Below are 20,444 nucleotides of genomic sequence, written 5' to 3' on the forward strand. Positions count from 1 at the left end.
GTTAGAGGGGGTTGGTAATGCCATGCATGGTTAAACCACCAGAACTTAAACCCATGAGAAACAACCCCTCCCTGCCTCCCCTTCGATGTTACTTCTTCGAAAACCCGTCCTTTCGAGGCTAAGGGGAGGAGCATTCTTTGACTCCTTAAACTTGTGTATAAGAATCAGCACCCATAATTTTTTGCACTCCCTCGCCTTTCTAACATTTTCATTTAATCATATAATGAGCGTACGAACATTTGTGAAAACGCTCGCGAACATTTTCGAAAGTAATGGCACAATGGAACTGTATCTAACTGACGTGAGATAACTATGGAATCAGCAGCTCAATTTGAAACAGAAGTGATTATTATCGGCGGGGGCGCAACCGGCACCGGCATTATGCGCGACTGTGCGCTGCGTGGTATCAGTTGCATCCTGCTGGAAAAGGACGATATCGCCTCAGGTACAACCGGCCGCAATCATGGCTTGCTGCACTCGGGTGCCCGTTACGCCGTTACCGATCAGCACTCCGCCAAAGAGTGTATTGGTGAAAACAAGATACTAAAGAAAATCGCACGTCACTGTATTGAAGAGACAGAAGGGCTGTTTATCACCCTGCCTGAAGATGATCTCAGCTTTCAGGATACCTTTGTCAACTCCTGCACCTCCGCCGGTATTGAGACCAAAAAACTGACCCCCAAGGAAGCACTGGCTCTGGAACCCAACGTAAACCCAGAATTAATTGGCGCTGTGCAGGTCCCGGACGGAACGCTGGATCCATTCCGCCTGTGCGCCTCAAACGTACTGGATGCCAAAGAGCACGGTGCACGGGTATTTAACCATACGCAGGTCACCTCTCTTATCCGCGAAGGCGACTGCATTATCGGCGTCAACTGTATCAATACCCGTACCAATCATAAATTCCGTATCTTCGGCCATGAGGTGATTAATGCCGCCGGGATCTGGGGCCAGAATATCTGTGAGTATGCGGATCTGAAAATCAGAATGTTCCCGGCAAAAGGCTCGCTGCTTATCCTGGATTACCGAATCAATAATCTGGTTATCAACCGCTGCCGTAAACCTGCCGATGCCGATATTCTGGTGCCGGGCGATACCATCTCGATTATCGGCACCACTTCAGAGCATATTGATTATGATCAGATTGATGATCTGCATGTCAACGCCAGCGAAGTTGATATCCTGCTGGAAGAAGGCGCAAAACTTTCTCCTATTATGAACAACACCCGTATTCTGCGCGCCTATGCCGGTGTCCGCCCTCTTGTCTCTGTGGATGACGACCCCAGCGGAAGAAATATCAGCCGAGGCATAGTACTGCTTGATCATCAGGAAAGAGACGGCCTTAAAGGACTGACCACCATTACCGGCGGCAAACTGATGACCTACCGTCTGATGGCTGAACAGGCCACGGATATTGTCGCGAAGAAACTGGGCAATACTGAGCCATGTACGACTCATACACGCCCGCTGCCCGGCTCTAATGAAACGCCGAAAGAAATAAAACGCAGCGCAAGCATTGCCAAACCGGTTTATGAGTCGGCTATCTACCGTCACGGCGAACGGGCCCAGGCTTTTCTTTCTGAGCAACCGAAAAGTCAGGCAGTGATCTGCGAATGTGAAATGGTAACGGCCGGTGAAATCGAATATGCCATCAAACGCCTGGATGTGAAAAACCTGATTGACCTGCGCCGCCGTACCCGGCTGGGCATGGGGCCATGTCAGGGCGAGCTCTGCGCCTATCGTGCAGCCAGTCTGTTTCAGGAATACGGTGAGATTTCCGGCTATGAGTCCGGACAGCTTCTGGTTCACTTCCTTGAAGAGCGCTGGAAAGGAATTAAGCCCATATTCTGGGGTGATGCGCTAAGAGAAGCGGAATTCAGCTACTGGATTTATGAAGGCTTGTTTGGCACAGGCGATATCCCGCAAAACCCGGCTTCCGCTTCGGGTCGTAAACAGGAAACCAGCGAAGGGGAGGAAGAGTAATATGATGCACTACGACGTAATCATTATAGGCGGCGGTGTTGCCGGTTATTCTGCCGGAATGCGCTGCCTGGAAAACGGTCTGAGAACGGCTATCGTCAGTAGCGGACAGAGCGCTCTGCATTTTTCCTCAGGCTCCATTGATCTGCTTTCGCACTCCCCGGTTACCGGAGAGGTGATGGAATACCCGCTGCAGGAAATCGAAAAACTTGCGGAAATAAAACCAAACCACCCCTACGCAAAACTGGGGACTGAGAAAATAGCGGAAGCGATGGCGTGGTACACAAAGGCAATGGACAGAGCAGGCCTTCCGCTCACTCACCTTGAATCCAAAGCCAATCACTTCAGAATCTCTACCATGGGCACCCTGAAAGCTACCTGGCTATCCCAGCCGTATGTTAAAAAGCTCGATTTTTCCTTTGAAGCATTACGCAATATCAAATGCATCATGATGATCTCACTGGAAGGCTTCAGGGATTTTCAGCCGAAAATCGCGCAGGACAACCTTCGAAGATACGCCGAGTTTAACCGGCTCGAGATTCACACCCGCCTGATAAACATTACTGGTTTTGGTCAGATAAACCGTAACCCCAATGAATTTCGCTCCATTGATATCTCCAGAATACTGCGCGAAGAGGCTCAGTTTCAGGAGCTGGTCAATCAGTTAATGTCCGTGGCGACACCGGATGATCTTGTGGTTATCCCTTCCATTATGGGCAATGGTGACGGACTGGCGCTGTTAGATAAGCTCAGAAAGCAGACCGGCCTGATGCTTCATGAAGTCCCGACCATGCCACCTTCTCTGCTGGGTATCCGTATTGAGGATGTGATGATGCGCTCCTTTATCAAAAACGGCGGAAGCCTGTTAAAAGGCGATGAAGTACTTAGTGGTGAAGTCGGGGAAATAAACGGCGCACTTAGCATTTCCAGCCTGCGCACCAGAAAAATGGCAGAAATAGAACTTACCGCCGATCACTATGTGCTCGCCAGCGGCAGCTTTTTTAGCAAGGGAATGGTCGCCAAGCAAAACAGCATTATCGAACCCATATTTAATCTCGATATTTCAGAAACAGGCCCAAGAGCCAGCTGGTATCAAAAGGACTTCTTTACCAAAGATCCCCACGCTTTTCTCTCATTTGGCGTAGAAACAGACAATCAACTGCTGCCATTTATTAACGGAAAAAAGGTCACCAACCTGTTCTGCACAGGCTCTGTGCTTTCAGGTTATAACCCTGTAGCCCACGGCTGCGGAGGGGGCGTGGCTATCTGCACAGCATATGCCGCCGTCGATCATATTCTTGCAGAGCGGGAAGAAAAAGCAGCACTGAAGGAGGTCAACGCATGAGCGAATCAAACAGAGATACCACCTTTGACCAGTGTATAAAATGCACCGTTTGCACCGTTTACTGCCCGGTAGCCAAAGCCAACCCTGAATTTCCCGGCCCCAAACAGTGCGGGCCCGATGGCGAGCGCCTGCGTATAAAAAGCGCAGAGTTCTACGACGATATCCTGAAATACTGCACCAACTGCAAACGCTGCGAAACCGCCTGCCCGTCAGGAGTCAGGATCGGCGATATAATCGCGGTAGCCAGAGGAAAATACGGCAAAAAACCAATCAACCCGAAGCTGGTGCGCGACTTTGTATTAAGCCATACCGACCTGTTTGGCACCGTTGCCACACCTGTTGCCCCTATCGTCAATAAGATCACTGAGATCCCTGTGGTCAAAAAGCTTATGCATAAAACCATAGGCGTGCATGACCATAAGTCTCTGCCCAAATATTCACACGGCACATTCCGAAGCTGGTATAAGAAAAACGCCAAAGATCAGGGACAGTTTAAACGTCAGATAAGCTACTTTCACGGCTGCTACGTAAACTACAATCATCCACAACTGGGCAAAGATTTTATCAGGGTGATGAATGCCATGAATATTGGTGTTCGCCTGCTGGATAAAGAGAAGTGCTGCGGCGTTCCCCTGATCGCCAACGGTTTTCACGATAAGGCGAAAAAGAACGCCGAGTTTAATGTAAAGAATCTGGAAAACGCACTCAATGAAAACAGCGAGCAGATCCTTTCCACCTCTTCCACCTGCTCATTTACTCTTCAGGAAGAGTACCCGCATGTACTTGGCGTCAATAACGACAGCGTGGTAAAACAGATTCAGTATATAACCCGCTTCCTGCTTAAAGAGTTTATGAGCGGTAATATGCCACAAATCAAGCCGTTAAATAAGCGCATTGTTTATCACACACCCTGCCACCTGGAGCGCAGCGGCGGAACGGTTTTCACTATTGAGGTACTAAAAATGATCCCCGGCCTGGAAGTTATCGTTCTCGACAGCGAATGTTGCGGTCTTGCCGGAACTTACGGTTTTAAAGATGAAAACTACGAGACATCCATGGCAATGGGCAAAGACCTGTTTGAAAAAATCAACGAGGCAAACGCTGACTACGCCATTACCGATTGCGAAACCTGTAAATGGCAGATAGAAGAAAATACCAACCTGGAATGCATACATCCGGTTAGCCTTCTGGCTCTGGGAATATCTTAGTTTTGCGATATTGAAAATGACAAATGTTCCGGCTCAATATAGGCTAGTAGCAATTCTGTTTTTAGCCTGAAAGGAGTATGACCAGTGACGATAGTGATTCTTCATGGCCTGTATATGCACGGTCTGGTTATGCTGCCTTTAAGCCAGAGGCTGCAGGAGCTTGGTTATAAAACCAGGATAATCAGCTATAACACGCTCTCCATTGATGAAAAGAAGCTATTTAACGATATTGACGCAGCCCTGGAAGAAGAAGGCAATATCCTTCTGGGCCACAGTCTGGGCGGACTGATGATTAAACGCTACCTTGCTTCCAGAGCTCCTTCGTCTAAAAAAATCTCCCATGTGATTACCCTAGCCTCTCCTATCAAAGGTGCATCTATTGCAGAAAAAGTTCAGATAATGGGTTTAGGTGTCTTCCTCGGCAACTCTGTAGACCACGGTCTGGTGCTGCATGAGGACCAGTGGGAGTTTCCTCAGCTTCTGGGCAGCATTACCGGCACTGTTCCCATTGGGATACGTTCACTGCTGTTAAGGGATGACCAGGCTACGGACGGCACTGTAACGGTTGAAGAAACAAAAATAAAAGGCATGGCTGATCATGTTGAAACCACAACCAGCCACACCGGTATTATTCTCAGTACTCAGGCCATCAGGCAGATTGATCATTTTATTAAGAACGATCATTTTATCTCTAACAGCGCGCAGATTTAGTGTTTATCCGCAATAATCTCATCCATCAGACTTTCCAGGCGATGCACAACTTCTTCACTGGATTTTTCCATAGAATTTACAGAAGAAATCAGAGAATTAAAGTCACCGTGTAAGCCAGATGCCATAGCATTGCGCCCACCCTCATGAACGCCTTTATGCGGAGCTTCTAGAGCCATGTAACTTCGAAGATGACTGAATGCTTTCCCGTCACCATGATAGTACCATTGACCTAAACGACACTCGGCATGGCTGTTAACTTTCTCGCTGAATGCCTTCTGTTCCAGGTGCTTGTAAACTCTATTTTTCCAAACAGCATGGTCGAGCTTCACAGTATCAAGAAATGCTCTGGTAGAAGCCACACGAATCACTTCCTGCATATGCTCAGACTTAACAATCACTTCGTTAACGATTGTGCCTATCTGAGCCGAAGAAGCGGACACTTCTTCCGCACTGGAATGGTTATCTTCAATTGCCGTTTTAATGGAGCTGACCTGGCCAAGCACCTGATTCACCAGAGTATCGATCTGGGTACTGGCATCGTGCGCTTTGCTGGCAAGATTACGTACCTCATCAGCAACAACCGCAAAACCACGGCCTGCCTCACCGGCACGCGCCGCTTCAATCGCTGCGTTCAGTGCCAGCAAATTGGTCTGATCCGAGATTTCCTGAATAGCAGAAACAAGCTGGCTGATAGAGTTTGCCGTATTATCAAGCGTAGTTACCGCTTCCATACTGTCTGTTGCCTGCGAGCTAATTTTATCGGCACGGGTTTCAAGGTTAGCCAGCGCCTGATGAGTCTGACCAAACATCTCATCAAGCTTCTTCAGCTCCTCATTCTCATCCGCCAGAGACTGTGCGCTGACAGCCATACCGGAGCGGATAGCCTCCAGCATAACGCCACCTTTCAGGCTGCTCAACATCAGCTCAGTGCCAAGATCGCACTGCGTCTGCGCCTGATCGGCCTGATCACTTTTTTGTCCCAATTGTTCACTTAGCTGACTTACTTCAGATTCGTACTGTGATTTGAGTTCGGCAAGTTCCCTTTTCAGAAGCTCATTCTCATCGCGGAGTTTCTTAGATATAAACATTGTGTTACCAAATCTCATGTTATTAGAATAAATAATACTTCCCATTAGAAATTATAATACACACTCATGATAAATTTGTAAGTTAGAATTGAAATTAAGTTCATATCCCCCTAACTCATTGTTTCTTTAGCCCCATTTACTTGAAACTAAACTAAAATGGTTTTTTTAGTACATTTTTGTAAGAAAATTACCAAACAAAGGTTGACGCACATCACATAAACCACCATAATTGTGACCAAGAACTGATTCTAAACAACAACGAGGACTTAATTATGAGCTCAACTATTCTTTCTCAAATCGAAACTAACGAAACTAAATCAAACCTGCGTGAAACTCTTACTGAGCTTGCTGCTGTGGCGACTATGTTTGCTGTAACTGCAACAGTTATCCTGCTTGCTAGCCTGTCTTGGGTTGCTTAATAGCACAGCGAAACCCCGCAAATTGATTTAAAAGAACAAAAGAAAAAATTATGGCAGCATACCCGACCAGGGTACAAAGGAAGAAGCTGCTGTTATTTTTCTTCTAAACTCTCCATACAATCCTTCTCTTACTTCATTATTATTTTTCTTAGACATAAAAAAACCGCATTTTCCAATAAAGGAAAACACGGTGTTTTTTAGCTTTCAGCCGTCAGCTATCAGCTGTCAGAGAAGCAAGCGACCTAAAACCTGTCACCTGCTACCTTCAACCCATAACCTACTTGTAGCTAATCTCACGTACCTGAGCCTTAACGCCCGGGATCAGTGACGAGCTTGCACTTAGCTTATGCACGCCCAGCTTAACCAACAGCTCTGACATTTCTGTATCGCCGGCCATTTCGCCACACATGCTAACCGGAATGTCGTTCTTCTGCGCTGCTTCGCAGGTCATACGAATTGCTTCGATAACGGCTGACTTCTTGTAGTCTACAAGGTCTGCAACTGCAGTGTTACCACGGTCAGACGCCATTACGTACTGAGTCAGGTCATTAGTACCGATACTGAAGAAGTCTGCTTCTTTTGCCAGATCATCAGCATTCAGTACTGCAGCCGGAACCTCGATCATGATACCGACTTTCATCGGGCATTCATTCACTGGCAGGTTAAGCTCTTCACGACACTCTGCGATAAGCTCTTTTACTGCAACCAGTTCAGAAACTTCAGAGATCATCGGAACCATCAACTGTACATTCGGGTTCTCTTTTGCTGCGCGCAGAACCGCTTTAAGCTGAGGCTTAAACAGTTCGTTGTCTTTCAGACACAGACGAACACCACGAAGACCAAGGAACGGGTTCTCTTCTTCCGCCATCGGGTATGCAGGCAGCGGCTTATCACCACCCACATCCAGACTACGGATAGTCAGAGGACGGTTCTCAAGAGCAACAGCGATATCGCGGTAGATTTCGTACTGCTCTTCTTCAGTAGGAAGTGTCGCGCTTGACTGGAATACAAACTCAGTACGCAGTAGACCAACACCCTCTGCACCATTTTCCAGCGCCGCTTTCACGTCCTGAAGACCACCGATGTTCGCGTGTACATCAACCTTCAGGCCATCTGTTGTCACAGCCGGTTTCGCCGCCTGCTCTTTCTTCTCGGCAACTTCTGCAATCCAGGCATCACGCTCTGCAATCAGCTCAGACTTAGTGCTTTCATCAGCCGCCAGCCACAGGTGACCACGCTTACCGTCAAGAATCACTTCCTGACCGTTTTCAGTCAGAGTCAGTACATTTTCAGCCTTAACGATGCATGGGATACCCATTGCACGGGCAATAATCGCACTGTGAGAAGTTTTACCGCCAGCTTCAAGACAGATACCAGCTACCTTCGCAGGATCAAGCTGAGCTGTCTGAGTCGGAGAAAGGTCTTTCGCAACAATAACACTGTTCTCTTCCAGTTCGATAGTCGCTGCTTCTGCGCCGTCGAAAGAGTACATTGTCTGCTTAGTGACATCCCAAACGTCCGCTTCACGCTCACGCATGTATTCACTTTCAGAGGCTGCATATTCCTGGGCAAGCTGAGTCATCACGCTCATCAGTGCCGCTTCAGCAATCTTACCGCCTTTAATTTCTTCCTGAACCTTCGCCTGAGTTTCAGGGTCAGAGATCATCAGAAGATGTGCACCGAAGATACCTGCATGTTCTTTGCCCATGCTCTTTTCAGCGTCTGCTTCCTGAGCTTTCATCTCAGCGCATACTTTATCGATAGCGCGGGCAAAGGTTGCCAGCTCTTCATCAGCAGAAGTGAATTCGCGAGAAGGCACTTCCGGCATAACACTGTCCAGGCTCACTACCTGGCCCACTGCAATACCGTCACAAACAGGAATACCAGCGATTGCGCCTTCAACCTTAGCAACTTCTACTACAGGCTCTTCAACCGGAGCTTCTACTGCATCAACAGATTCACCGAAGTTCTCTGCTGCCAGCTCTTTAATCGCTTCAAGTGCTTTCGCTGCGTCTGAACCCGCTACCAGGAAGCGGACTTTATCATCCAGCTTAACACCAAGTTTTGCGATAGAGTTCAGGCTCTTAGCGTTAACCTGAGTCCCTTCTTTCTCAAGCAGGATATCAGATTCAAATTTAGCCGTAACACCAACAACTGCCGCCGCAGGACGTGCGTGCAGGCCGTGTGGGTTAAGGATAAGGTGAGTGTACTCAAGCGCGTCAGCGGCAATTTCAACACTTGCCTGCGCAGCCGGAGCTTCTTCTTCCTCACCCAAATGTTCACGCTTAGCGGCAAGACAGCCTGCTGCTTCTTCCAGTACTGCTGAAAGTGGCAGATCAGCCGAAGCTGCAACCGATGCAGCCATAGTGCCTTCAACAATAGGCGCGGAACACAGAGAAATGTTTTCAACCATATCCGGGTCGATTAGCTCAAGTGCAGTTTCTGTACTTAAAAGCGCCGAACCCATATCCATCATGACCACAACACCGCTTTCGTCATAGACTTCTTCGATGGCCATCATAATGCGAATTGTATCTGTACCGATCGGATTTTCCGGATCGTCGACTCCGCCAGCCGCTGCAATCTTGCAGCGGCCCTGAGTCATCTGGTTTGCCAGCTCAACGACACCGTTGGCCAGCAATTCGCTGTGTGAAACAACAACGATACCTACCATGATTTATGCCTCATTTACTACGGAGCTAAGTGTTTCGATCATCAACTTAGTTGATGTAGCACCCGGATCCTGGTGACCGATACTACGCTCGCCCAGGTAACTTGCACGGCCTTTCTTAGCCTGCATCGGGATAGTTTTTTCCGCTGCCGCTGCCGCAGCTGTTGCCATTGCTGCCAGTGTTGCTTTCACATCATCGCCTTTCTCAGCAGAAGCTTTTGCTTCGGCAATCACATCCCACCACACATCACACATGGTCTTGTCGCCTGGTTCCGCTTTACCGCGAGCAACCACACCGTCAACGCCCGCCTGGAACATATCAACGATATCAGCCACTTCCAGAGCTTCTTTCTTCATGGCTTTTGTTGCAGCACGGATAAAGAAAGTACCGTACAGAGGTCCAGATGCACCACCTACTTTTGAAAGCAGAGACATACCTGTTGTTTTGAAGATAGTACCAATGTCTTTATCTTCTACAGCCGGCAGCTTAGTGACTACATCGCCAAAACCGCGATCCATATTCAGGCCGTGGTCCGCATCACCGATAGCGGCATCCAGCTCAGTTAGCATGTCGCGGTTTTCTGAGTAAACTTCACCGCATTTGTTCAGCCATGCTAATACTTGTGCTTTATTAATTTCTGACATCTTAACAACCCCAACGTAGTGATGGTGCGCAAACTGGCGCATCCCATAGTTCAAGAGTTTCTGCATCCGCTTTCATCAGCGTGATAGAGAAACCTGCCATATCAAGAGAAGTACAGTAGTTACCTACCAGTGAACGAGCTACTTTAAAGCCTGCAGCTTCTAGCTCTGTGTGAACTTTACGGTATGCACCGAACAGTTCTGATTCAGGCGTACCGCCCAGACCGTTTACAAGTACGATGAACTCATCACCCTTGTTAAATTCTTCTGTAGTTTGCTCAGTTTCGATCCACTCACCAGTTTCGCGGTTCCATGTTTTCAGAACACGAGTGTAAGCTTCAGAACCAAGGATCTCTTCCATCATCTGAGCTGTAACAGAATCAACATCTTTGTATTCGCGACGTTCGATACCCGGCTCACCGTGGATACCAACACCAAATTCGATTTCGTTTTCAGCCAGTTCAAAAGAAGGCTTGCCGTTTGCAGGAACAGTACATGCAGAAAGTGCGATACCGAATGAACGAGCGCGGTTATTCAGGCGAGTAGCCAGCTCTTCACAGTAAGAGATGTCTTTACCCGCTTCTGCTGCTGCGCCTACGATTTTTTCAATAAGAACTGTTGCAGCAACACCACGACGGCCAGCTGTGTACAGAGAATCTTTAACAGCAACGTCATCATCGATTACGATTGAACCAACTTTGATGTCTTCCATATGCAGCATTTCAACTGCCATTTCGAAGTTTAGTACGTCACCTGTGTAGTTTTTGATGAAGTAAAGAACGCCTTCGTCATTCGCGATAGCTTTACCACATTCCATCATCTGGTCTGGAGTCGGAGAAGTGAATACTGCACCCGGACATGCTGCAGTCAGCATACCTTTACCAATAAAGCCAGCGTGTAGAGGCTCGTGACCTGAACCACCACCAGATACCAGTGCAACTTTGCCTTTGCTCTCTTCGTGGTAAATAAAGTAAGGGTCAGTAACCAGCTTTAGTTGTGGGTTAGCTAATACAAGGCCTTCTACCTGCTCAGTTACTACGTTTTCTACTTCATTAATTAATTTTTTCATCGCTTTCACTTCACTGTTGTTGGATAAACATAGGACTCAATAATAATTCAATCCGCGAGGATAAAAATCAGATCATGTCACATTTTGTAAGTTTTCCAAAACTGTAAACGTTTCCACCAAAAATTGCAATTTGTGTAAACGTTTAACGTGAGGTCGATCAACTAAAAACAAACACAAAGATACAACAATTCACAAAATGAGGGATCGATCACTGTAGTCTGTCAAAATTCTTGGTTACATACACTCCGCAAACCCTACAAAATTACATAAAGAGGTCTAAAAATGGACAAGATTATCATTTCGCCAAGCAAGTACATTCAAGGTGCAAACGTTTTACAGAGCATTGGCGAATATGTGAAGCCACTGGGTACTAAGGTTCTTGCTATCGCAGATGGTTTTGTAACAGGCCTGGTTGGCGAGACTGTACAGGCAAGCTTTAAAGAAGCTGGCGTTGAAGTGACAATGGTAGAATTCGTTGGTGAATGTAGCCGCCCTGAGATTGACCGCATCATGGAGATCGCTAAGCAAGAAGGCGCTGAAGTAGTTATCGGTATTGGTGGTGGTAAGACACTGGATACAGCGAAAGCAGCGGCTTTCTATAACCAGGTTCCGGTAGTAGTTGTTCCGACTATCGCTTCAACTGACGCACCAACTTCCGCTCTGGCAGTTATTTACACGCCAGAAGGTGAGTTCAGCGAATACCTGATGATCCCGAACAACCCTAACATGGTAATCATGGATACTCAGATCATCGCTGGCGCGCCAACTCGTCTGCTTGTTGCTGGTATGGGTGACGCACTGTCAACTTACTTCGAAGCACGTGCTAACGGTATCTCTGGCAAAGCAACTATGGCTGGCGGTGCTCCGACTCGTTCAGCTCAGGCTCTTGCTAAGCTATGTTATGAAACTCTGATTGAAGATGGCCTGAAAGCGAAAATCGCTTGTGATCAGAACCTGTCTAACGCAGCAGTTGAAAACATCATCGAAGCAAACACTTACCTGTCTGGTATCGGTTTCGAATCTTCAGGTCTGGCTGCTGCGCACGCAATCCACAACGGTCTGACTAAGCTTGAAGAGTGTCACCACCTGTACCACGGTGAGAAAGTAGCATTCGGTACGCTTTCTCAGCTTATTCTTGAAAACGCTCCAATGGAAGAAATCCAGGAAGTTATCGCATTCTGTAAGTCTGTTGGCCTGCCAACTAACCTGCATGACATGGGCGTTAAAGAAGTAAACCGTGAAAAAATGATGGAAGTTGCTGAAGCTTCATGTGCAGAAGGTGAAACCATTCACAACATGCCATTCGAAGTAACTCCTGCGCTTGTTCTGGCAGCAATGCTAACAGCTCACGAACTGGGTTCTATGTAATCCCGGACAATATCTGTCGTATCCCTTTGTTTGCCGCCATCATAGATGGCGGCTTTTTTTGTCACTCGTTCCCACGCTTCTGCGTGGGAACGAGAAAAAATCATCCTAGTTGGAAGGGCAGGGATAAAAACTCAGAGCATTATTTTCCACCATCACACAATCCATCCCCGCGGCATGCGCGGCCTGCTTACCTAACTCTGTGTCCTCAAACACCAGACACTCACATGGCGGAACACCGGTTCTCTCGGCGCCCAGCAGGAACGTATCCGGAGCCGGTTTATAGTTTTCCACATCGGTAGAAGTAATGATCGCATCAAACATAGAAGCAACCCCTTTGCTCTCCAGAAGCAGCATGGCGCTCTTTCGCTGACTTCCCGTACCGATCGCGGTCTTCTTTTCACCTTTATATTTCAGCAAAAGTTGGTAAGTACACTCAATCATATCGCCATGACTATCCAGCCCCAGATAGTGCCCCATCTTGGTTTTGGCAATATCAGCAGGATCAAGATCCAACTTATAACGCTCTATCATCTGAGCCGCCATCTTGACACTAGGCTGCCCACTAAGCTGATAAGTCCACTGCGCATCAAAGGGAAAACCATATTCACCGGCCGTCTTCTCCCACGCAGACAAATTAGCAGGCATGGTATCAATCAAAGTACCATCCATATCAAAAATCAAACAATTATAAGCTTCTAAATCCATATCCATCTTCTACAACTCCTCCAACTACCGCCACCATAACCCCATAACCCCATAACCCCATAACCCCATAACCCCATAACCCATCATAATCCCCCTCACCCAAATTAAAAACCCATTCCCCCCAAACCTGCAACCTGTAACCTGTAACCTGTAACCTGTAACCTGTAACCCATTCAAATTTTATTAACAATAAACTCAAAATTATCGGCCTTACCCCAACTTCTTTCCTATAATAATCTCTATGAGAACAGTTCGCATTCAACAATTCAGGAAGTAACCAAGAGCAGGAAAATGAAAAAAGAAGTTAAAAACTACAATCTGGTCGCCAGAACAATTCACTGGCTTACCGCTTTTGTGGTCATTGCTATGTTCGCGTTAGGGCTCTGGATGATGGAGCTGACTTATTACAGTGAGTGGTACAAAACCGCCCCCTACTGGCATAAGTCTGTGGGAATACTGCTGGCTGGATTAACTCTGTTCCGGGTTATCTGGAAGCTGATTTCAGCGTCGCCAAAGACAGAGGGAAAACCCTATGAAGTTGTCGCTGCTAAAGCCGCCCATCTGCTTATGTACTTACTTCTGTTTACTCTTTTTGCTTCAGGATATCTGATTTCCACATCAGACGGACGCGGTATAGAAGTGTTCGGCTGGTTTAGCATTCCCGGTGCCGGAGAGCTGTTTTCCAATCAGTCCGATATTGCCGGACAGGTTCATTACTACGTTGCCCTTGCGCTGATAGGCCTTGCCTCTGTTCACGCTCTGGCAGCACTTAAACATCACTTTATTGATAAAGACGACACGCTACGAAAAATGGTAGGAGCTTCAAAATGAAAAACGTTTTATTGACCACCGGACTGGTTTTATCAATTGCAATGCCATTTGGTGCAGTCGCTGCAGATTACAGAATAGACACTTCAGGTGCGCACGCATCCATTAACTTTAAGATCAGTCACCTGGGCTACAGTTTTATCAAGGGACGCTTTAACAAGTTCAGTGGTGATTTTTCTTACGATGCAGACAATGTTACTGCATCTAAGGTCAATGTCACCGTCGATACATCGAGTCTGGACAGTAACCATGCCGAGCGTGATAAGCATATCCGCAGCGCAGACTTTATCTACACCAGCAAATATCCTGAAGCCAGCTTTGTCAGTACTAAAGTGACCGACAAAGGCATGGGCAAACTGGCTATAGACGGCGATCTGACGCTTCACGGTAAAACAAAGCCCATCACCATTGAGGCAAGCTTTATCGGTGAAGGTAAAGACCCATGGGGCGGATACCGTGCAGGCTTTACCGGCACAACAAGACTGGAACTGGCAGACTTTGGTATTGCGGTGATGGGCGCATCAAGTTATGTGGATATGGAGTTGCATGTGGAAGGGGTTCGTAAGTAGCTATATTTTAGGGCATTTCTCGTTCCCAAGCGGGAGCGTGGGAATGCATATCTGACTCAAAGCCACCTCACACAGCACATTGTAGTACTCACTCTCCCACCTGGAAAAGCATGAATAAGCTTGATGCCACCTATCGATAACTTATTGTTTATATGGAAATTTAAACCTCGGTATGCATTCCCACGCGGGAGCATGGGAACGAGAGGCCTGAGAATGTTATTCTTCCGAAGCAATATCCAGCAACGCATCAGCCAGGACTTGTGGCTCCTGTGCGCCGGATATCAGATGTCTTTCATTTACAACAAATGAAGGCACAGCCTGAACACCAACCGAGATCCAGGACATTTCCGCTTCAAATACCTTTTCTGACCACTGCGGAGAATTGATAACTTCAAGCGCACTGTCTCCGTCCAGCCCAACTGAAAGCGCGATTTCTGCCAGAACCTGGCTATCAGAAATATCCTTACCCTGACTGAAATGGGCTTCAAACAGCTTCATTTCAAGCGCATGTTTGTTACCCGACTCTTCCGACCAGAGAAGGATCTGATGCGCTTTTCGGGTATTGTAGATACGCGACTCGTCAGTAAAGTTGAATTCAAATCCAAGCTCTTTACCCAGTTCAGTCAACGTCTGGCGCGCAGAAGCACTCTGTTCTGCAGTAGAGCCATACTTTTGCTGAACATGCTCCCTGAGATTCTGCCCTTCCGGCCCCATATCAGGGTTCAGTTCAAAATGGTGCCAGTAAACTTCAACGCTAAGCTGATCAGCCACCATTTCCATCGCTTTCTCAAGCCGCTTATAGCCAATGATGCACCAGGGACAAACCACATCCGAGATCAAATCAATTCTTACCGTTTTCATTCACCTATCCTTAGCTCAGCCGCCTGCCGCCCAAAAAGCTACTTCTCAGCCACACCCATAATAACCGAAAACTTACCCTGCCCCGTCTCCACCTCAAACGGAACAGAAACCGAAACCTCTTCAAACCCCGCACCAAGAAGAACCTTCTTAACACGCGCTTCAGACAGCCCGTCTGAGTTATCTTGAGCCAGCCAGTCCCAGTGAACAAACAGGCCACCCTTGTCCAGAAGGGTGTAAATAATCTCAGCGGCAGTTTCAAAATCTTCCAGGAATCCGCAAACCGAGCTTGCCACCACGCAGTCAAACTGCCCTCTGAACGCCGGGTGCTGTGCAACCAGGCCACGGGACAAGTGATCCACCACAGGTTCAACATTTTCAAGCAGCTTTTTATCTAGTTCTTCAATCATTGCTTCTGAAGCATCCAGAGCAACAATATCCTTCGCCAGTGGTGCGATTTTTTCGCTTAACAGACCTGTTCCACAACCAAAATCAAAAAAACGCTTACCTTTAAGCTCGGCTATCTTTTTCAATTCCTGAAAAGCCAACTCTGCATATTCGTTTACAGACTGCTCTTGTTCCCACTCTGCAGCGCATGCGTCCCAATCGTGTGCCATTAGGCCTCCGTTTGTACTTCCATTTCTGAATAGACTTAACATATTTATATCTGATAACTAATGTTAAACAAAATAACGCAATGCTTCACGAATTATTCTTAAACTTTTTATAGCAAGCTCACGACTTTTTTCATATTTGACTATGACTTATACGCTCAACCACGAATCTGACCGGCTTTTCTATAAGCTTTTACGGTAGGAAACCAATTGTATGTTGATATGGGTATCGGCAGGATCGATTCAACATACCAATATAGACGGGAATAAACTGCCTGCTATTTGTTCTTCAACTCCTGAAAGTGCTCAGCAACAGACACCCTTCTGGCACGTCCTACTGACTCCTTATCTTTTATCGTATGCTCGTACCCTTCTTTGATAAAGGAAGCGGCATAGGCGCCACCAGCAACTCTTTTCAGACGCTCATCATTGTCACCGAACACCTTGTATTCATACAAAGTATCACCGAAATAGAAGGAAACAATCGCTCCATCGAAATCAAAGCTGCGGGCAATGTAGCGGTTCTCAAACTTAACGCCATCAGCTTGCAGGTAGAACACATCGGTGGCATAGGAAGGCGCATTCACCTCAGTCCACTTTCCGTATACCCGGCTTTTATCTATGTGTTCCTGATACCCCTGATAGGACAGGCGAATAAAAGAAAGCAAAATCAGAAGAAACAGAAAGTACCAGACCAGCCTGCCATAAGGGATTGGGCCGCCCTCGGAAGCGCCCAAAAGTTTTCTGATGATTTTTTGCTGTTCCGGATTTACTGAAGCCATTTCATCCTCGTAGAGTTTTGCGCATAACTGAAACATACCGTCGCGGCAGGCAAAGATACATGCGAATAGTTACGATTATCTTAAAAATGGAAATAATCTCACGTTCGGTATAATAAGCTTAACAGATAGGATGACAATGGTCAGGCGGAAGAAATGTAAGCAAGTGATAATAAAAAACTCCCTCAACAATGGAGGGAGTTTTAAGGGAGCAATTTAAGGCGAAGTTACATGTACTTAACGGAAATATCATCCGAGTTAAACAGATGCAACTTCTCTTTTTCTGCTTTCAGATAGACGGTTTCACCTTTATGCAACTTATGGATGCCAGGAATCTTAGCCACAATAGCTTCCTCATGATGTGGCGTATCAATATGAAGCAGTGTTACCTCACCCAGTGATTCAACAAACTGAATCTCACCGGACAAGAAAGACTCCTCCGGCTCAGCCAGTTCAAAGTCTTCCGGACGGATACCCACCTGACCAGGCTGACCTTTCAGAGAATCCGGCACCGGATACGGGAACTCACCTTCATGCCCGTTTTCAAACTTCACCTTACCTGTTTCACCGGTTTCAGTGATAGTTGAAGCCAGAATGTTCATTGCAGGAGAACCAATAAAGCGCGCTACAAAGATGTTGCGAGGGTTGGTATATAGCTCCAGAGGAGAGCCAACCTGCTCAATGTAACCGCCAGACAGAACAACAATCCGGTCTGCCAGAGTCATCGCTTCCACCTGATCGTGCGTTACGTAGATCATGGTGGTTTCGCTCATCTTCTCTTTCAGGTTCGCGATCTCGATACGGGTCTGAACACGAAGCGCAGCGTCAAGGTTAGACAGAGGCTCATCGAACAGGAATACCTTAGGATTACGAACAATCGCACGGCCGATAGCCACACGCTGACGCTGACCACCGGAAAGCGCCTTAGGCAGACGATCCAGGTAAGGCTCAAGCTGTAGCATAGCAGCCGCTTCACGTACTCTTCTGTCGATCTCTTCCTTCGACTCTTTGGCGATACGCATAGCAAAGGCCATGTTGTCGTATACCGTCATATGCGGGTAAAGCGCATAAGTCTGGAATACCATAGCAATACCACGCATTGCCGCAGGCATATCATTTACACGTACACCTTCAATTTCCAGATCACCGCTGGTGATATCTTCAAGACCTGCAATCATACGAAGCAGAGTCGACTTACCACAACCTGATGGACCAACAAAGACGATAAACTCGCCGACATCGATATCCAGATCGACACCGTGGATTACCTTAGTTTCACCATAGGCTTTTTTGATGTTTTTAAGTTGTAAACCTTTCATTGAATAATCTCTCAGTTAATCCACTATTTAACAGAACCGGCCAGAAGACCACGTACCAGATAACGTTGCAGGCTAAAGAATACGCCCAGTGGTACGGCTATAGATACAAACGCTGACGCAGTCAGGATTTCCCAGTTACCGCCACGGGAACCAAGCAGTTCACGCAGACGGGCTGTCAGAACCATCTCGTTTTCACCCACACCCAGGAATACCGTTGCTACCAGAAGGTCGTTCCATACCCAGAGGAACTGGAAGATAGCGAAGGATGCCAGCGCCGGGAATGACAGCGGCAGTACAATACGTACAAAAATCTCAAAGTGCGTTGCACCGTCCACCTGAGCAGATTCAATAATCTCCTTCGGCAGGTTGGAAATATAGTTACGCAGCAGATAGATCGCCAGAGGCAGACCAAAGCCAGTATGCGCAAGCCATATACCGAGATAAGTTTTCGCCCCGGTCCCGAAGAAAGCACCGATATCGTTATACAGACGCAGCAGCGGAATCAGTGACATCTGCAAAGGCACAACCAGCAAACCAACCACAAGGGCAATCAGCATGCCGCGCCCGGGCATTCTCATCCAGGACAAAGCATAGGCGGCAAAGGCTGCAATCAGTATCGGAATGATGGTTGCAGGAATGGTCACCGTCAGCGAGTTCATAAATGACTGACCGATACCTTCAGCGGTTAATACTTCCTTATAGTTGTCCAGACTAAACCTTGGAGGCACCTCAGCGGTATAGAAGATACGTTTACCACGCGAACCTTTAAACTTCTCAGGTGAAGTCATCACATAGCTGCCATCTTCCTGCACCGTCAGAGTGCCACCTTTTCGCATTTCAGCTGTCTGACCCGGCACAAATGCCGTTGGCGCTTTTGAAGACCAGCCGAACTGACTGACATTTACCGCTTCACCTTCTTTATCAAGGATCTTGCCCTGAAGAACATAAACACCGTCTTTGCTGATTTGAGTATCCGGATGCTCGGTCCGGGTTATCAGATTCTGCTGTGAAGAAGACAGTGCAGTCCACCAGCCCGAAACGGCCAGCTGAGACTTATCACGGAATGAGGAGATAAGCAGACCAGCGGTCGGGAAAGTCCATAAAATAACAACCAGTAAAACCGACAGGTGCACCAGAATTGTTAATGGAGAACGGCGCATTTTACTAAAGCTAAAGCTAGCGTCCGACATCTAGCGACCCTCCATCTGTTCGTTAGCCTGACGAATGTTCCAGATCATTACCGGAATTACCGCCACCATAATAATTACTGCAATCGCAGCACCACGACCGAAGTCACCGCCCCCGCGGAACATCCAGTCAAACATCATATTTGCCAGAACCTGGGTATTCCACTGACCATTGGTCATTGCCAGTACAATATCGAATACCTTCAGCACTGTGATTGTTATCGTTGTCCATACAACAGCGATGGTTCCCCAGATTTGAGGAATAAGAATTTTGAAGAAAATCTGAATGCCGTTAGCACCATCCAGAACCGCAGCTTCTACTGTCTCTTCAGGAATACCACGAAGGGCAGCAGAAAGAATAACCATTGCAAAACCGGTCTGGATCCAGATAAGGATGACCATAAGGAAAAAGTTGTTCCAGAACGGGATTGTGATCCAGGCTTCAGGAGTGCCGCCAAAATACTCCACCAGGGCGTTAAGTACACCAATCTGCTCCGTGCCTTCAGTGCGGTAGTCATAAACAAACTTCCAGATAATGGATGCACCGATGAAGGAGATAGCCATTGGCATAAATACCAGACTTTTGGCGATATTACCCCAGCTTACTTTATCGGTAATTGCCGCAATCACCAGGCCAAAAAATGTTGATAACGCAGGAACAACAATTAGCCAAAGCAGGTTATTAAACAGTGACTCTCTGAACTCACGGTCATTAAACAGCCAGATATAGTTATCCAGACCGACAAACTCAATGCTGTTTTTGTCATGCAGCGACAGTGCCAGTGAATCAAATACCGGATAAACCAGATAAAGCCCCAGGAAACTCAAAGCCGGGCCAAGAAACAGCCAGGGTCTGATAGCGGCAGCACGGCTGATATTTTTCGCCATCTGCTCATTGGATACACCGTGGGAAGGGAAAATAAGCTTGAGTACCCAGTTACTGCCCCAGAAATAGAGCACGCATCCAAATACACCGAGGAACACAATAAAAAGGGAGGAGTACAATTGTCCCATGTTAGCCTCACATAAAAACACTTACTAAGATAAGATCAGGGCCAGCCAGAACAGCTGACCCTGTTTTACA

20 protein-coding genes are annotated in these 20,444 nt (G+C 47.2%); 8 read left to right on the top strand and 12 right to left on the bottom strand.

Annotated elements, in window-relative coordinates:
• Nucleotides 1–312: 312 nt before the first annotated feature.
• The 4 genes from glpA (at nucleotide 313) to L3Q72_RS18065 (ending at nucleotide 5,244) form a co-directional block, all read left to right on the top strand.
• A complete protein-coding gene (glpA, locus tag L3Q72_RS18050) occupies nucleotides 313–1,983 on the top strand; it encodes an anaerobic glycerol-3-phosphate dehydrogenase subunit A (protein WP_275133550.1) in 1,671 nt (556 codons plus the stop codon).
• A 1-nt stretch (nucleotide 1,984) separates the two neighbouring features.
• Nucleotides 1,985–3,325, top strand: coding sequence for a glycerol-3-phosphate dehydrogenase subunit GlpB (glpB, locus tag L3Q72_RS18055; protein ID WP_275133551.1), 1,341 nt, complete (start codon nucleotides 1,985–1,987; stop codon nucleotides 3,323–3,325).
• Nucleotides 3,322–4,533, top strand: coding sequence for an anaerobic glycerol-3-phosphate dehydrogenase subunit GlpC (gene glpC / locus L3Q72_RS18060; protein ID WP_275133552.1), 1,212 nt, complete (start codon nucleotides 3,322–3,324; stop codon nucleotides 4,531–4,533). The genes glpB and glpC overlap by 4 nt, the downstream gene beginning before the upstream one ends.
• A gap of 84 nt (nucleotides 4,534–4,617) precedes the next feature.
• A complete protein-coding gene (locus L3Q72_RS18065) occupies nucleotides 4,618–5,244 on the top strand; it encodes a triacylglycerol lipase (RefSeq protein ID WP_275133553.1) in 627 nt (208 codons plus the stop codon).
• Here the strand turns inward: L3Q72_RS18065 and L3Q72_RS18070 are convergent.
• Nucleotides 5,241–6,332 carry a methyl-accepting chemotaxis protein gene (locus L3Q72_RS18070; protein ID WP_275133554.1) on the bottom strand — a complete coding sequence of 364 codons (1,092 nt, stop codon included), beginning with the start codon at nucleotides 6,330–6,332 and terminating at the stop codon, nucleotides 5,241–5,243. The two genes, L3Q72_RS18065 and L3Q72_RS18070, sit on opposite strands and share 4 nt — an antisense overlap.
• A 272-nt stretch (nucleotides 6,333–6,604) precedes the next feature.
• On the opposite strand from L3Q72_RS18070, the gene L3Q72_RS18075 reads away from it, so the two are divergent.
• The gene (locus L3Q72_RS18075) at nucleotides 6,605–6,751 is read left to right on the top strand and encodes a hypothetical protein (protein ID WP_275133555.1); all 147 of its coding nucleotides are present in this window, start codon (nucleotides 6,605–6,607) and stop codon (nucleotides 6,749–6,751) included.
• Nucleotides 6,752–7,028: 277 nt separating this feature from the next.
• Here the strand turns inward: L3Q72_RS18075 and ptsP are convergent, their stop codons facing one another.
• The 3 genes from ptsP to dhaK are packed head-to-tail and all read right to left on the bottom strand — an operon-like array spanning nucleotide 7,029 to nucleotide 11,133.
• Complete coding sequence (gene ptsP / locus L3Q72_RS18080; RefSeq protein WP_275133556.1) at nucleotides 7,029–9,425, bottom strand: phosphoenolpyruvate--protein phosphotransferase; 2,397 nt, start codon at nucleotides 9,423–9,425, stop codon at nucleotides 7,029–7,031.
• A 3-nt stretch (nucleotides 9,426–9,428) separates the two neighbouring features.
• Complete coding sequence (gene dhaL / locus L3Q72_RS18085) at nucleotides 9,429–10,067, bottom strand: dihydroxyacetone kinase subunit DhaL (protein WP_275133557.1); 639 nt, start codon at nucleotides 10,065–10,067, stop codon at nucleotides 9,429–9,431.
• Between the two features lies 1 nt (nucleotide 10,068).
• Nucleotides 10,069–11,133, bottom strand: a complete 1,065-nt coding sequence (gene dhaK / locus L3Q72_RS18090) for a dihydroxyacetone kinase subunit DhaK (protein WP_275133558.1) — start codon at nucleotides 11,131–11,133, stop codon at nucleotides 10,069–10,071.
• 282 nt (nucleotides 11,134–11,415) lie between these two features.
• Between dhaK and L3Q72_RS18095 the strand changes: the two genes are divergently transcribed.
• Nucleotides 11,416–12,501, top strand: a complete 1,086-nt coding sequence (locus L3Q72_RS18095; protein ID WP_275133559.1) for a glycerol dehydrogenase — start codon at nucleotides 11,416–11,418, stop codon at nucleotides 12,499–12,501.
• Nucleotides 12,502–12,606: 105 nt separating this feature from the next.
• Here L3Q72_RS18095 and L3Q72_RS18100 read toward each other — a convergent pair whose 3' ends face one another.
• Together L3Q72_RS18100 and L3Q72_RS18105 are read right to left on the bottom strand one after the other, a co-directional pair.
• On the bottom strand, nucleotides 12,607–13,212 hold the full coding sequence (locus tag L3Q72_RS18100) for a beta-phosphoglucomutase family hydrolase (protein WP_275133560.1): 606 nt from the start codon (nucleotides 13,210–13,212) through the stop codon (nucleotides 12,607–12,609).
• On the bottom strand, nucleotides 13,187–13,471 hold the full coding sequence (locus L3Q72_RS18105; protein ID WP_275133561.1) for a hypothetical protein: 285 nt from the start codon (nucleotides 13,469–13,471) through the stop codon (nucleotides 13,187–13,189). Before L3Q72_RS18105 ends, L3Q72_RS18100 begins: the two co-directional genes overlap by 26 nt.
• A gap of 26 nt (nucleotides 13,472–13,497) precedes the next feature.
• Here L3Q72_RS18105 and L3Q72_RS18110 point away from each other — a divergent pair, with 26 nt between their 5' ends.
• Nucleotides 13,498–14,037 (top strand): cytochrome b, encoded by a 540-nt coding sequence (locus L3Q72_RS18110; protein WP_275133562.1) that lies wholly within the window; start codon nucleotides 13,498–13,500, stop codon nucleotides 14,035–14,037.
• Nucleotides 14,034–14,603: a YceI family protein gene (locus L3Q72_RS18115; RefSeq protein ID WP_275133563.1), complete on the top strand. Its 570-nt coding sequence runs from the start codon at nucleotides 14,034–14,036 to the stop codon at nucleotides 14,601–14,603. The genes L3Q72_RS18110 and L3Q72_RS18115 overlap by 4 nt, the downstream gene beginning before the upstream one ends.
• Before the next feature lie 216 nt (nucleotides 14,604–14,819).
• Here the strand turns inward: L3Q72_RS18115 and L3Q72_RS18120 are convergent, their stop codons facing one another.
• The 6 genes from L3Q72_RS18120 to L3Q72_RS18145 all read right to left on the bottom strand — a co-directional run bounded on the left by L3Q72_RS18120 (nucleotide 14,820) and on the right by L3Q72_RS18145 (nucleotide 20,374).
• Nucleotides 14,820–15,464: a DsbA family oxidoreductase gene (locus L3Q72_RS18120; RefSeq protein ID WP_275133564.1), complete on the bottom strand. Its 645-nt coding sequence runs from the start codon at nucleotides 15,462–15,464 to the stop codon at nucleotides 14,820–14,822.
• A gap of 38 nt (nucleotides 15,465–15,502) precedes the next feature.
• A complete protein-coding gene (locus tag L3Q72_RS18125; protein ID WP_275133565.1) occupies nucleotides 15,503–16,078 on the bottom strand; it encodes a methyltransferase in 576 nt (191 codons plus the stop codon).
• Nucleotides 16,079–16,353: 275 nt separating this feature from the next.
• Complete coding sequence (locus tag L3Q72_RS18130) at nucleotides 16,354–16,857, bottom strand: DUF2850 domain-containing protein (protein WP_275133566.1); 504 nt, start codon at nucleotides 16,855–16,857, stop codon at nucleotides 16,354–16,356.
• A 224-nt stretch (nucleotides 16,858–17,081) separates the two neighbouring features.
• Nucleotides 17,082–18,173: a sn-glycerol-3-phosphate ABC transporter ATP-binding protein UgpC gene (gene ugpC / locus L3Q72_RS18135; protein WP_275133567.1), complete on the bottom strand. Its 1,092-nt coding sequence runs from the start codon at nucleotides 18,171–18,173 to the stop codon at nucleotides 17,082–17,084.
• Nucleotides 18,174–18,196: 23 nt separating this feature from the next.
• Complete coding sequence (locus L3Q72_RS18140; RefSeq protein WP_275133568.1) at nucleotides 18,197–19,363, bottom strand: carbohydrate ABC transporter permease; 1,167 nt, start codon at nucleotides 19,361–19,363, stop codon at nucleotides 18,197–18,199.
• A complete protein-coding gene (locus L3Q72_RS18145) occupies nucleotides 19,364–20,374 on the bottom strand; it encodes a sugar ABC transporter permease (RefSeq protein WP_275133569.1) in 1,011 nt (336 codons plus the stop codon). It lies immediately after the preceding gene.
• Between the last annotated feature and the right edge of the window lie 70 nt (nucleotides 20,375–20,444).

Origin of the sequence: Vibrio sp. JC009 (assembly GCF_029016485.1) — a bacterium.
Taxonomy (GTDB): Bacteria; Pseudomonadota; Gammaproteobacteria; order Enterobacterales; family Vibrionaceae; genus Vibrio.